This window comes from Pseudomonas gingeri, from assembly GCF_013386115.1.
Taxonomy (GTDB): Bacteria; Pseudomonadota; Gammaproteobacteria; order Pseudomonadales; family Pseudomonadaceae; genus Aquipseudomonas; species Aquipseudomonas gingeri.
The window spans coordinates 120342-133598 of record NZ_JACAOR010000007.1; the positions used below are offsets into that span (position 1 = coordinate 120342).

The window sequence follows — 13257 nt, forward strand, 5'->3', positions numbered from 1 at the left end:
TGAAGATGTCTTTTTCAAAACCTGCCCCCTGGACAAAGACAATGCACAGTCCGCTTTTCCAGATAGAGCCTATTAAAAACCCAAGAAAAATCACACAAACAAAAAGAAATGTAACTCAACAACAAAAGAAAGCTCTTACATTAATATTTATAAAGCAAAAACACTAAGATCAAGCCCTAGTCAAACAACGCACCCTCCTCATAAAAAACAAATCATAAACCCCAAAAAATCAGCCACATCCAAGCACTTCTACAAAAACAGAAAAACAAACTTACAAACTACAGTTTGTTTTATACACAAAGCACACCTAACTTTCACTAACCCTAAGTAGATCAGGGTCACAACCCAACGCAAAACAACAAATAGAGAAAACTCATGAAATCTGCAATCAAACTTTTCAAAACCGACATCACTGACGTAACCACCAAGGGCGTCTGCAGGTGGTAATGCGTTGATCTATGCAGCGAGTTAAGAAAGAGCAATCGACATGCGAGCGTTGAGCCTGAATCGAGGTACGCGCACGCTCTCAGTGGGCTATTTTTTCTCCAAGTGCGGCGAGTTCGCATTCGAGACGGCCTTCGCTGTTGCCGTCTTCTCGATGGCCGAGGCGGATCTGTTGTTTATCGGTGTGGTTTATTTCTTCCGCTATTTACCGAGCGTAGTATGCTCCCCCATCGGAGGCTGGCTGGCGGATAACTGCGAGAAAAAGCACACTCTGGTGAGAGTGGAGTTGGCGAAAAGTCTTCTGGCGCTGGCCTTCTTTGCCTTGTTTACCCTGTCCACCCCGACACTAGGTGCAGTCATCGGATTGGCGATGCTGATGACCGCGCTAGATTGCTTGTATGTGCCGACGTTCCGTGCCTACTTTCCTGATATCGTCGAGAAGGATGAGCTTTCCTCAGTCAACAGCGGCGTGCAAGTAATCGAGGATATTTCCTCGATTCTCGGCCCTCTGGTTTTCTCGATACTGGCCCTGCTGCTGTCCAGTAATACGACATTTCTGTTCTTCGGCTTCAGTCTTTTGTTGTCCGCCGTCAGCATCACCCTGTTGGAACCCGGAAAGAGAAGCCCAAAAGTCGCTTTTGATGGCCTGATCCTGATACGTGATGCGGCCCGGTGCGTGGGCAAACTCAGGATCGATAACCCGCCACTGTTCGCAGTGATCTGCTGTACAACACTTTGTGCCTTATTCGCGACTTCGGTGATCCGCTTCATTCTTCCAGCCTCGATACTTGAACACTTCGCTTCCGAAGCAGCGGTTGGCTATGTGTTCTCCCTGTTGGCCGCGGGCACGGTGTTGGGCGGAGTGCTCTACACCTGGTTCAACAAACACACCACCGCACGCCTGGTGCTGCGCTACTGGGTCGTGTATGGCGCACTCTTCGCCACGGCCGCCGTGGCGCTCGAATTCAATAGCTGGTTATTCCTGCTGATTCTGTTCTTTGTCGGGTTCGTTGGCGCCTTTGTCGATATTGCCATCGTCACCAATATCCAGTGCCTGTCAAAAGATCATGAAGTCGGCAAGAACTTCTCGCTGTACTACTTTACAGCCGTTATCGGTGATGCCGCTTCGGGGCTGGTCGCCAGCCTGGTCTACATGCTGGCGGGGCCGGCTACTTTCATCTGGATGACGCTCATGCTGTTTGCCGCACCGTTACGCTGGAATATGAAAGGCAGCCTTGATGATAAGAATCGGGCATAGCATCTCAATCACCTTGGGTGACGACCTCAGCCACGAAGGATCGCAACAATCACAAGTCTGTGTTCATCGGGGCATTGGTGCATTGCCGGTCTATCTGGAAAACGCAACAGCTGGAACTATCGTGGTAGAGGGCCTCAGAAAATAATTGCTATTAACTGATACCTTTTCCGCTCTCGTCCGGTGTGTGGATAACCCCTTGCGTTTCCACGCGTCCGACAGGATTGTTCGATGACTTCCAGGCCTTCCTCCCCCCTCACTCCCCGCCTGCCACTCAAGGCCCTGACCCTGGCCGTCGGCCTGAGCCTCGGCGTGACGCTGCCGCCTGCCAGCGCCGCCGAAGTCGCCGCCGAAAACACCCCGCACCGCTACACCATCGGTGCCGGCCCGCTGCATCAGGTGCTGGCGCAGTTCGCCGTTGTCGCCGGCGTGCCCCTGTCCTTCGACCCGGCGTTGCTCGGCAACCGCCAGAGTCCCGGCCTCGACGGCAACTACAGCGTCCGGCAAGGTTTCCAGCAACTGCTGCAGGGCAGCGGCTTCGACCTGGTCAGCAGCGGCGGCAGCGGCTACACCCTCGCGCCCCACGTCGAGGCCAACGGCGCCCTGGAGCTGGGTGCGACCAACATCAACGGTCAGTCCGCCCAGGATGCCGAGGTCTACGCCGGCGGCCAGGTGGCCCGCAGCGCCCGCCTGGGCATGCTCGGCACCCAGTCGGTCAAGGATGTGCCGTTCAGCGTCACCAGTTTTACCGCCCAAACCATCCGCGATCAGCAGGCCCAGACCGTCGGCGATGTGCTGCTCAACGACGCCTCGGTGCGCCAGTCCGCCGGCTTCGGCAACTTCTCCCAGGTGTTCATGATTCGCGGTCTGCCGCTGAACGGCGACGATATTTCCTATAACGGTTTGTATGGCGTGCTGCCGCGGCAGATCATCGCCACCGAGGCCCTGGAGCGGGTCGAGCTGTTCAAGGGCCCGAACGCCTTTGTCAACGGCGTCACCCCCAGCGGCAGCGGGATCGGCGGCGGCGTCAACCTGCAGCCCAAGCGCGCCGAGGACACCCCGACCCGCAGCGTGACCCTCGATGCCGGCGGCTCCGGCCGTACCGGTGGGCATATCGACCTGGGCCAGCGTTTTGGCGAGGACAATCGCTTCGGCGCACGGGTCAACCTGCTGCAACGCGAAGGCGATACCGGTATCGACGACGAAGACCAGCGTTCGACCCTCGCCACCCTCGGCCTGGATTATCGCGGCGAGCGCCTGCGGTTGTCGGCGGACTTCGGTTACCAGAAGCAGGTGATCAACCAGGGCCGGCCGGTGGTCTACCTCGGCGCCGGCCTGAGCAAGGTGCCCCATGCCCCCTCGGCCAGGGACAACTACGCCCAGGACTGGAGCTACTCGCAACTGGAGGACACCTTCGGCATGGCCCGCGCCGAGTATGACTTCAGCGACAACTGGACCGGCTACGTCGCCGGAGGCGCCAAGTACACCCGGGAAAACGGCGTGTACTCTTCGCTGACCCTGACCGACCTGGCCGGCAACGGTCGCGGCGGCATGCTCTATTCGCCCCACGACGAGGAAAACAAGAGCCTGATGGCCGGGCTCAACGGCCGTCTGCAGACAGGACCGGTCAGCCATCAACTGAACTTCGGACTGGCCGGCATGTGGGGCGAACAGCGCTCGGCCTACGAAACCATAGCCACCAGCGCGCGCTACTTCAACAATCTCTACGATGTGGTCCCGCGCCCGCGGCCGGTCGCCACCTCGTTCGGCAGCGATATCCACGACCCGCGGATCGTCGGCAAGAACCAGATAAAAAGTACGGCGGTGGCCGATACCCTGGGCTTTCTCGACGACCGCGTGCTGCTGACCCTCGGCGTGCGGCGCCAGTCCATCGTGGTCGATGGCTGGAATACCGTCACCGGCGCGCGCAACGCCAGTTACGAAGAGTCCGTCACCACACCGGTCTACGGGCTGGTGATCAAGCCCTGGGAGCATGTGACGTTCTACGCCAACCGCATCGAAGGCCTGGCCAAGGGCCCGACGCCGCCGACCTCGGCGGTCAACCGCGACGCCACCTTCGCCCCGGTACGCAGCAAACAGGTCGAGGCCGGGGTGCGCCTGGACATGGACACCTACGGGGCGAGCCTGGGGGTCTACCGGATCGAGCAGCCGTCGAGCTACACCGGCTCCGACAACGTGTTCCGGGTCGATGGCGAGCAGATCAACAAGGGCGTCGAACTCAACCTCTACGGCGAGCCGCTGGATGGCCTGCGCCTGCTGGGTGGGGCGACGGTGATGAAGACCGAGCTGGATGGCACCCTCAACGGCAGCAATGACGGCAACCGCGCGGTCGGGGTGCCGAGCTTCCAGCTCAACCTGGGCGCCGACTGGGATATACCGGGGATCGAAGGAGCGGCGTTGAGCGCCCGGATGCTGCGGACCGGCGGGCAGTATGTAAACGCCGGCAACACCCTGAGCCTGCCGACCTGGAACCGCTTCGACCTGGGCTCGCGCTACCGTTTCAAGCTGGATGAAAAGGCAATCACCTTGCGCGCCAACCTGGAGAACGTCGCCAATACCGCCTACTGGGCCTCGGCCAACGGCGGCTACCTGACCCAGGGTACGCCGCGCACCCTGAAAGTCTCGGCCACCGTGGACTTCTGATAGCCCGCGTTATCGTTCTTCGCGGGCAAGCCCGGCTCCTGCGGGTGCGGCGTGGAACACTCAATGTGACACGCCAACCCGGGTCGATCACTCAGGTCAGACCCGGCTGCGCAACCACTGCATGAAGCCACTCTTCGGCACCACCTTGGGCACTTCGCGGGTCAGGTTCTGCGCCGCGTGCAGACGGTGATCGAGCAGGCTCTTCATTGCCTCGCTGATGTCGTGGCGGGCATCCAGGCAGGGCTTGAGGTATTCCTTCTCGATGCGGTACAGCATGCAATCGGTCTTGGCCGTGAAGTCCGCCGGCACGCCTTCTTCGGAGAGGATCCCGGCCTCGCCGATCACCTCCCCCGGTCCCATCCGCCCGGCTTCGATCGGCTTGTCGCCGCGCAGCAAGGTAACCGAGACCACCCCCGACTCGATGATGAACAGATGATCGCTGACCTCGCCCCGCGGCAGGATCATGCTGCCGGCGCGGAACAGTTGCGGGGTCATGTTCTGGCTGAAGGTGTCCTTTTCCTCCGAACGCAGGGTCGAGAAAATCACCGAGCTTTCCAGCAAGGCCCGCGAACGGGAAATGGTCGACGGCGACGTGCTCTCCCCCGTCGACAGCAGGCTCACGCCAGACGCCTGCAGATGCCGGAACGCCAGGTCATAGAGCTGGTTGCGCACCTCGCGCTTGAGCCCCATCGACACCACGAAACCGCTGATCTCGTATTCCACGCCCGCCGCACTGGAGCTTTTCAGCGCCACGCTCGGCGCGGGCGCCGCCAACAGCGCCCGACACCCGAGCATCGCCCGCTCCAGGGCCTCGATCACCACGTGCGGCCGGGCGTGGGGACTGACCTGCAGGCTGATGACCACGCCATGCATGTCGCGGGGCCGGCTGAAGTTGATGATCTTGGCCTTCGCCGCCAGGGAGTTGGGCACCACCGCCATGCTGCCCTGGGAGGTCTGCATGCGCGTGGCGCGCCAGTCGATATCGACCACCTTGCCTTCGATGCCGTCGATGGCGATCCAGTCGTCCACCTGGTAGGGCTTGGTGGTGTTGAGCACGATGCCGGAGAACACGTCGCTGAGGGTGCTCTGCAATGCCAGGCCGACAATGATCGCCAGTGCCCCGGAGGTCGCCAGCACGCCCTTGACCGGCAGATCGAGCACATAGGCTGCCGCCGCGACAATCGCGATCAGGAAAATGATCGCCCCCAGTACGTCCTGCAACAGCCGCCCGGCATGCCCGACCCGCTGCATCATCACCGTACCGAGCAGCACCGTCAGGGTTCGCGCGCCGAACAGCCACCAGCCGATCTGCAAGCCGGTGGCGGACAGGTGCCGGGGTATATCCTCGGGCCAGGGCGCGGTCTGCAGGGGGTTCATGCCCTCGTTGAACAGCACCAGGCTGTACAACGTAAACACCGACAGGCGCACCACCAGCTTCCAGGTGCTGCTGCGGCTGCCGAGCAGGCGCCAGAGCAACAGGTCGACCACCAGCAGCAGCAACGCACATAACAGGGGGTGTTCGGACAAGAGGGGGTGTTGAGTGAACAGGTCTGGCATCGCACGACTCCGGGAGCAGCTGGACAGCTGCAAGCTTCAAGCGCCAAGAATAGCCCGCTTTCACTTGCAGCTTACAGCTCGCCGTCAGCTGTGCATCGTTCCGAAGCGCCCGCTGTGGAAGTCGCTGAACGCCTGGTGGATTTCCGCCTCGCTGTTCATCACGAACGGACCATGGCCGACGATCGGCTCGTCGATGGGTTCGCCGCTGAGCAACAGCAATACCGCGTCATCGTTGGCCTCCAGGGACAACTGCGTGCCGTCCCGTTCGAACAGCACCAGTTGCCCCGGACGCGCGACGGCCTCGCCATTGACCCGCACCGTACCGTGCAGGAGCACCAGCGCCGTGTTGTGGCCGGCCTGCAGGTCCAGGTTCAACACCTTGCCGGCGTTCAGACGCAGGTCCCAGACATCGATGGGCGTGAAGGTCCGCGCCGGCCCCTTGTGCCCGTCGAACTCACCGGCAATCAGACGCAGGCTGCCGGCATCGTCCTTGAGGGCGATCCGCGGAATATCGCCGTCGAGGATGTTCTGGTAGCCGGCCGGAGCCGATTTGTCGCGTGCCGGCAGATTGACCCAGAGCTGGACCATTTCCAGCTTGCCGCCACGTCGGGCAAAGGCTTCGGAATGGAATTCCTCATGGATGATCCCCGCTGCCGCGGTCATCCACTGCACGTCGCCCGGTCCGATCACGCCGCCGGCACCGGTGGAATCACGGTGCTCGACTTCGCCGTCATAGACGATGGTCACGGTTTCGAAACCGCGATGGGGGTGCTGGCCGACCCCGCGGCGCTCGTCGGTCGGGGTGAATTCGGCCGGCCCGGCGTGATCCAGCAACAGGAACGGGCTGATCTGCCGGCCCAGGTTGTCGTAGGAAAACAGCGTGCGCACCGGAAATCCATCGCCGACCCAGTGGCCGCGCGGGCTGGTGTAGATACCAAGAATCTTTTTCATGGATGCCTCCATCAGGTGATGGAGCACAGCTTAGATTCGTTATGTTTTTGGCGGTAGTCGGCAAAAACCGATCTGATCGTTCCATCCATGGAACGACTGGCTTCCGGGTCCGATCCGGCGCATCCGCCCTGGGGCTAATGCTCACGAGTGGCGTGCGGGGGGCTGGATTAATTTATATTTCGACCATAATATAGAAAAATATTATACCCGTAATTTTTCTCTCTCACTGCTTTTCACCCATGGTCGAGGTGCCCCATGCAAAACCCAACCCGCGATGCCACGCTGGCTCAATGGATAGCCCAGGAACAGGCCATGCGCAGTCGCCTGCAAGCCCCCGGCAGTCTCACCATGGCCCAGGTCAGCGAACTGACGCCGGCGCAGTTCTTCGATGGCATCGGCAACGGCGAGCTGCCCGCGCCCCCTATCGGCGATCTGCTGGACTTCGTGCCCATCGAGTGGTCCGAGGGGCTGTTCGTGTTCCAGGGCACACCCGACAACCGCCACTACAACCCGCTGGGCATCGTCCATGGTGGATACGCCGCGACCTTGCTGGATTCGTGCATGGGTTGCTCGGTGCACACCCGCCTGCAGAAAGGCCAGGGCTACACCACCCTGGACCTGCGCATCAGTTATGTACGGGCACTGACCAACCGCAGTGGACCGGTCCGCGCCGAAGGCAAGGTCGTCCACCTTGGGCGCTCCACCGCCCTGGCCGAAGGTCGCATCTACGACGTCGACGGCCGGCTTTATGCGACGGGCACGACCACCTGCATGATCCTCGAACCCCGGGGCTGAGCCACGCCTGACTCGACACCACGCCCCCTGTAGGAGCCGGCTTGCCGGCGATCCGGGCGACGCGGAATGACAGGACACCGCGTCGATAGGATCGCCGGCAAGCCGGCTCCTACCAGAGCAGCGTTGTTTTCAGAATCGAATACATGAGAATCAAGCCATGAAGCCCTTCAACACCCACCTGGCACGCCTGACCCCGCTGGCCCTGCTGGTCCTTCTCGGCGGCTGCAACAGCCAGGCCGATACCGGCGTCACCGCCGCCCTGCCCCGGGCCGTCCTGGCGGTCCGGGTGGAACCGGCCAATCAGCAGCAGAATGCCTATACCGGGGTGGTCGCCGCCCGCACCGAAAGCGACCTGGGTTTCCGCGTCGGTGGCAAGGTGATCGAGCGCAAGGTCGATCCCGGCCAGCGCGTGCACAAGGGCGATACCCTGCTGGTGCTGGATATCCAGGACTTCGACCTGGCCCTCAAGGCCGCGAAAAACCGCGTGGTCGCCGCCCAGGCCCAGCTGCGCCAGCGCCGTGATGACGCCAACCGTTACCAGCGCCTGACGACCACCGGGGCGATCTCCCGGCAGATCTTCGACCAGGCCGCGACCAACCTGCGGGTCGCCGAAGCGGAAATGGCCTCGGCCGACTCCGACGCCCGGCAGATCGAAAACCGTCGGACCTACTCGGTGCTCAAGGCCGATGGTGACGGGGTGATCACCGAAGTCCGGGTCGATCGCGGCCAGGTCGTCGCCGAAGGCCAGGTCGTCGCCCGCCTGGCCCAGGACGGTGCCCGCGAAGCGGTGATCAACCTGCCGGAGAACCAGCGCCCACTGGCCGGCAATCCGGCCCAGGCCTTCCCCTTCGGTGCTCCGGACCAGGCCGTCGGTGCCCGCCTGCGCGAGTTGTCCGCGGCGGCCGACCCGAGCACCCGGACCTTCCGGGCGCGCTATGTGCTCGACGGCCAGGCCGAACGCTTCGCCATCGGCTCGACCATCACCGTGCGCCTGTCCGCCGCCGGCCAGGAACAGACCCGCGTGCCCATCGGCGCCCTGCATGATCCCGGCACCGGTACCGGCGTGTGGCTGATCGGCAGCGACAACCGGGTCAGCTTCGCCCCGGTCAAGGTCGCCAGCCTCGGCCAGGAATACGCGCTGCTCGACAGCGGCGTCAGCGCCGGTCAACTGATCGTCGCCCTCGGCGCGCACCTGTTGCATCCCGGCGACCCGATACGGGTCCCGGCCGCCCAGGCCCTGGCCTTGAACCGAACGCCTACCCCTGCCCAGGATCGTTGATATGCGCGGCCTCAATCTGTCCCAACTGGCGGTCAAGCACCGCGCGGTCACGCTGTTCCTGATTCTCGCCATCCTCGCCGCGGGCATCTTCGCCTTCGGCAAGCTGGGGCGTTCGGAAGACCCGCTGTTCACCGTCAAGATCATGACCGTGACCGCCGCCTGGCCCGGCGCCACGGCCCAGGAAATGCAGGAACAGGTGGCCGACCGCCTGGAAAAGCGCCTGCAGGAACTGGACTCCTACGACCGGGTCGAGACCATCGCCCAGCCCGGTTTTGTGTCGATGAAGGTCAGCTTCCTCGACTCCACCCGTCCCGGGGAAATCCAGGACCTGTTCTACCAGACCCGCAAGAAACTCGGCGACGAAGCCTCGAAACTGCCCAAGGGGGTGATCGGGCCGTTCTTCAACGACGAGTATTCCGATGTCTATTTCGCCCTGTATGCCCTCGAAGCCCAGGACCTGCCCCATCGCCAGCAGGTGCAGATGGCCGAGGACCTGCGCCAGGGCCTGCTCAACCTGCCCGGGGTGAAGAAGGTCAACATCCTCGGCGAACAGGCGCAACGGATCTTCGTCGAGTTTTCCTATGAGCGCCTGGCGACCCTGGGCATCAAGCCGGAGCAGATCTTCGCCGCCCTCGCCGCGCAGAACAGCGTCACCCCCTCGGGTTTTGTCGAGACCGCCGGCGCCCGCGCCTATATCCGTGTCGACGGGGCCTTCGACAGCCTGGCGCTGATCGAAAACGTGCCGCTGGTGGCCAATGGCAAGGTGCTGCGGATCGCCGATGTGGCGACCGTGACCCGTGGCTATGAAGACCCGCCCGGCTATCGTATCCGCCATCAGGGCGACCCGTCGCTGATGCTCGGCGTGATCATGGAAAAACACTGGAACGGCCTGGAACTGGACAAGGCCCTGCAGGCCGAGGAAGCGCGAATCCAGGCGGACCTGCCGCTGGGCATGCGTTTCGACAAGGTCGCGGACCAGGCGAAGAACATCCGCCTGGCGGTCAACGAGTTCATGCTGAAGTTCTTTGTCGCCCTCGCCGTGGTGATGGTGATCAGCCTGCTGGCCCTGGGTTTCCGGGTCGGCCTGGTGGTGGCCGCCGCCGTGCCGCTGACCCTGTCCATCGTCTTCGTGATCATGCTGATGACCGGGCGCGAGTTCGACCGCATCACCCTCGGCGCGCTGATCATTTCCCTCGGCCTGCTGGTGGACGATGCGATCATCGCCATTGAAATGATGGTGGTGAAACTCGAGGAAGGCTTCGACCGCATCCATGCCGCGACCTTTGCCTGGAGCTCCACCGCGGCGCCCATGCTCACCGGCACCCTGGTGACCATCATCGGTTTCCTGCCGGTGGGTTTCGCCCGCTCCAGTGCCGGGGAATACGCCGGGAACATCTTCTGGATCGTCGGCTTCGCGTTGATCGCCTCCTGGCTGGTGGCGGTGGTCTTCACCCCGTACCTGGGGGTCAAGCTGCTGCCGGACATCAAACCGGTCCCGGGTGGCCACGAGGCGATCTATGACGGTCGCTGGTATCGGCGTTTCCGCGCCCTGGTGGAACGCTGCATCGCCAACCGCTGGCTGGTCACCGGGCTGGTGGTGGCGGCCTTTGTCCTCTGCGGCCTGGGCATGGGCGTGGTGAAGAAGCAGTTCTTCCCCAACTCCGACCGTTCGGAACTGATCCTCGAGGTCTATATGCCGCCGGGCAGCGCCTTCAAGAGCACCGAGGCGGTAACCGCCCAGGTGGAGAAGGCCTTGCTGGAGGAACCGCAGACCCTGCTGGTGGACAGCTATGTCGGTGGCGGTGCGCCACGCTTCTTCCTGTCGCTGAACCCGGAACTGCCGGACCCGGCCTTCGCCAAGCTGATCGTGCAGACAGCCGATGCCCATGCTCGCGATGCGCTGAAACTGAAAATGCGTGAACGGATCGCCGCCGGCGAATTTCCCTCGGCGCGGGTACGGGTCACGCAGTTGCTGTTCGGTCCGCCGGTGCCCTTCCCCGTGGTCTTCCGGGTGTCCGGGCCGGATGCCGATGTGCTCCGTGGACTGGCCGAGCAGGTGCGCCAGGTGGTCGCGGCCAACAAGCTGACCCGCGACGCCTTCCTCGACTGGGGCGAGCGCACCAGCGGCTATCGCCTGGTCCTGGATCAGGATCGTCTGCGTCTGCTGGGCTTCACTCCGGACCAGGTGAAATCCCAGCTCAATGCCCTGCTCAGCGGCAACCCGATCACCGAAGTACGCGAAGGCACGCGGGTGGTGTCGGTGGTAGCGCGCTCCCGCGGCGACCAACGCGAAGACCTCGGCAACCTCGACAACATGACCCTGACCAACAACGCCGGGGAGTCGGTGCCGCTGTCCCAGGTCGGGCATTTCCAGCCGGTGATGGAGGATCCGATCCTCAAGCGCCGCGACCGTGCCACTACCTTTGAAGTGCGTGCCGACATTGTCGACGGCAGCCAGCCGCCGGATGTCGAGCTGGCGGTCTGGGCCGACCTGCAGCCGCTGCTGGCCAAGCTGCCGGGCGGCTACCGGGTGGTGATCGCCGGGCCCGTGGAAGAAAGCGTCAAGGCCAACGTCGCGCTGGCGGCGCTGTTCCCGATCATGATCCTGCTGACCCTGCTGGTGATCATGTTCCAGGTGCGTTCGTTCGGCGTGATGTTCATGGTCTTCGCCACCGCGCCCCTGGGCCTGATCGGCGCGGTGCCGACCCTGCTGCTGTTCAACCAGCCGTTCGGTTTCAATGCGATCCTCGGGCTGATCGGGATCGGCGGGATCCTGATGCGCAACACGCTGATCTTCACCGACCAGATCCGCCAGAACCAGGAACACGGCATGGCGATCCGCGAGGCGATCATCGAAGCCACGGTGCGTCGAGCGCGACCGGTGGTACTGACCGCGCTGGCGGCGGCACTGGCGTTTATCCCGCTGACGCTGTCGGTGTTCTGGTCGTCGCTGGCCTATGTGCTGATCGGCGGCGTCCTGGTGGGCACCTTGCTGACGCTGCTGTTCCTGCCGGCGTTGTGCAGCCTGGTACTGGACCGCGTCGCCCGCAAGGCCACGCAGCCAGTCCACGCCTGACGCCCCCGCGTGGGTTTGTGACGCGGAGCGTCACGGGCTGCGTTCCCACGCGGAGCGTGGGAACGATCGGGGCGCAGGGCCGCATCGACAGCTATGCAGAACGATCTGCTAACACTCTGCCGTACGAGCGCTCTGCGGCCCCGCCTAAACTCCAATGATCGTTCCCACGCTCCGCGTGGGAATGCCTCCATCGACGCTCCGCGTCGCCGGGCCACCACCGATTCAAGGATGAATCCATGGGCAGAAGCCGCTACACGATCACGGAACCGGATCAACCCCACTTCCTCACCCGCACGGTGCTGGAATGGCTCCCCCTGTTCACACGACCCTCCCTCGTCACTCTGTTGCTGGACTGCTGGCGTTATCAACAAGCCAATCAGGGACTGCGCCTGTATGGTTACGTTGTGCTGGAAAACCATCTGCATTTCGTCGCTCAGGCACCCGAGCTGAACACATGCCTGCGCAGCTTCAAGTCATTCACTGCACGTCAGATCATTGATCACCTTCATGAGAATAACGCTGAACGCGCACTACAACGCCTGCGCTTCAGCAAGCGCGCCCACAAACACGACCTGGTCTATCAGTTCTGGCAGGAAGGCTCACACGCCGAACTGGTGTGCAGCGAACAGGTCATGCGCGAAAAGCTCGACTACATCCATCACAACCCAGTGAAACGTGGCTATGTCGATCAGGCGGAGCACTGGCGATACTCCAGCGCTCGCAACTATGCAGGGCTGGAGGTGCTGATCGAAATTCAGCGATGGTGCTAGGTCATGACGTGCTGTGACGCGGAGCGTCACGGGCTGCGTTCCCACGCGGAGCGTGGGAACGCTCGGGGCGCAGGGCCGCATCGACAGCTGTGCAGAACGATCTGCTAACACTCTGCCGTACGAGCGCTCTGCGGCCCCGCCTAAACTCCAATGATCGTTCCCACGCTCCGCGTGGGAATGCCTCCATCGACGCTCCGCGTCGCCGGGCCACCACCGACTCAAGGATGAATCCATGGGCAGAAGCCGCTACACGATCACAGAACCGGATCAACCCCACTTCCTCACCCGCACGGTGCTGGAATGGCTCCCCCTGTTCACACGACCCTCCCTTGTCACTCTGCCACCCTGCGCGCGTTCGCGCGGCCTGAAAGGGCGACTTGGGAAGCACACGGTTACAAACACATAAAATTATCGTTTTACAGTAATTAATTACTGCAATATAGTCATTCAAACGCCCATCCTCTCG

Annotated in this window: 8 protein-coding genes and 1 pseudogene; 7 read left to right on the top strand and 2 right to left on the bottom strand. The window is 62.7% G+C overall.

Annotation, left to right across the window (positions count from 1 at the left end; genetic code table 11):
* Positions 1 to 487 precede the first annotated feature (487 nt).
* Both HX881_RS13190 and HX881_RS13195 read left to right on the top strand, forming a co-directional pair.
* Positions 488 to 1702 carry an MFS transporter gene (locus HX881_RS13190; protein WP_177084888.1) on the top strand — a complete coding sequence of 405 codons (1215 nt, stop codon included), beginning with the start codon at positions 488 to 490 and terminating at the stop codon, positions 1700 to 1702.
* Between the two features lie 228 nt (positions 1703 to 1930).
* Complete coding sequence (locus tag HX881_RS13195; protein WP_177084890.1) at positions 1931 to 4363, top strand: TonB-dependent receptor; 2433 nt, start codon at positions 1931 to 1933, stop codon at positions 4361 to 4363.
* A gap of 96 nt (positions 4364 to 4459) precedes the next feature.
* Here the strand turns inward: HX881_RS13195 and HX881_RS13200 are convergent, their stop codons facing one another.
* Together HX881_RS13200 and HX881_RS13205 are read right to left on the bottom strand one after the other, a co-directional pair.
* Complete coding sequence (locus tag HX881_RS13200; RefSeq protein ID WP_017125768.1) at positions 4460 to 5920, bottom strand: mechanosensitive ion channel domain-containing protein; 1461 nt, start codon at positions 5918 to 5920, stop codon at positions 4460 to 4462.
* Positions 5921 to 6004: 84 nt separating this feature from the next.
* Positions 6005 to 6871 carry a pirin family protein gene (locus HX881_RS13205; protein WP_177084892.1) on the bottom strand — a complete coding sequence of 289 codons (867 nt, stop codon included), beginning with the start codon at positions 6869 to 6871 and terminating at the stop codon, positions 6005 to 6007.
* A 255-nt stretch (positions 6872 to 7126) separates the two neighbouring features.
* On the opposite strand from HX881_RS13205, the gene HX881_RS13210 reads away from it, so the two are divergent.
* The 5 genes and pseudogenes from HX881_RS13210 to HX881_RS13230 form a co-directional block, all read left to right on the top strand.
* The gene (locus HX881_RS13210) at positions 7127 to 7666 is read left to right on the top strand and encodes a PaaI family thioesterase (protein ID WP_042935192.1); all 540 of its coding nucleotides are present in this window, start codon (positions 7127 to 7129) and stop codon (positions 7664 to 7666) included.
* Between the two features lie 157 nt (positions 7667 to 7823).
* Entirely contained in the window at positions 7824 to 8945 is a 1122-nt protein-coding gene (locus tag HX881_RS13215) for an efflux RND transporter periplasmic adaptor subunit (protein WP_103032529.1), read from the top strand.
* Position 8946: 1 nt separating this feature from the next.
* On the top strand, positions 8947 to 12021 hold the full coding sequence (locus tag HX881_RS13220) for an efflux RND transporter permease subunit (protein ID WP_017125764.1): 3075 nt from the start codon (positions 8947 to 8949) through the stop codon (positions 12019 to 12021).
* 236 nt (positions 12022 to 12257) lie between these two features.
* A complete protein-coding gene (locus HX881_RS13225) occupies positions 12258 to 12791 on the top strand; it encodes an REP-associated tyrosine transposase (RefSeq protein ID WP_177084894.1) in 534 nt (177 codons plus the stop codon).
* Between the two features lie 232 nt (positions 12792 to 13023).
* Positions 13024 to 13131 (top strand): annotated as a pseudogene (locus HX881_RS13230) (REP-associated tyrosine transposase); the annotation flags it as partial.
* Positions 13132 to 13257: the final 126 nt, after the last annotated feature.

Coding starts and splice junctions, on each gene's coding strand:
- HX881_RS13190 (WP_177084888.1), top strand. CDS start 488: ATGCGAGCGTTGAGCCTGAATCGAGGTACGCGCACGCTCTCAGTGGGC.
- HX881_RS13195 (WP_177084890.1), top strand. CDS start 1,931: ATGACTTCCAGGCCTTCCTCCCCCCTCACTCCCCGCCTGCCACTCAAG.
- HX881_RS13200 (WP_017125768.1), bottom strand. CDS start 5,920: ATGCCAGACCTGTTCACTCAACACCCCCTCTTGTCCGAACACCCCCTG.
- HX881_RS13205 (WP_177084892.1), bottom strand. CDS start 6,871: ATGAAAAAGATTCTTGGTATCTACACCAGCCCGCGCGGCCACTGGGTC.
- HX881_RS13210 (WP_042935192.1), top strand. CDS start 7,127: ATGCAAAACCCAACCCGCGATGCCACGCTGGCTCAATGGATAGCCCAG.
- HX881_RS13215 (WP_103032529.1), top strand. CDS start 7,824: ATGAAGCCCTTCAACACCCACCTGGCACGCCTGACCCCGCTGGCCCTG.
- HX881_RS13220 (WP_017125764.1), top strand. CDS start 8,947: ATGCGCGGCCTCAATCTGTCCCAACTGGCGGTCAAGCACCGCGCGGTC.
- HX881_RS13225 (WP_177084894.1), top strand. CDS start 12,258: ATGGGCAGAAGCCGCTACACGATCACGGAACCGGATCAACCCCACTTC.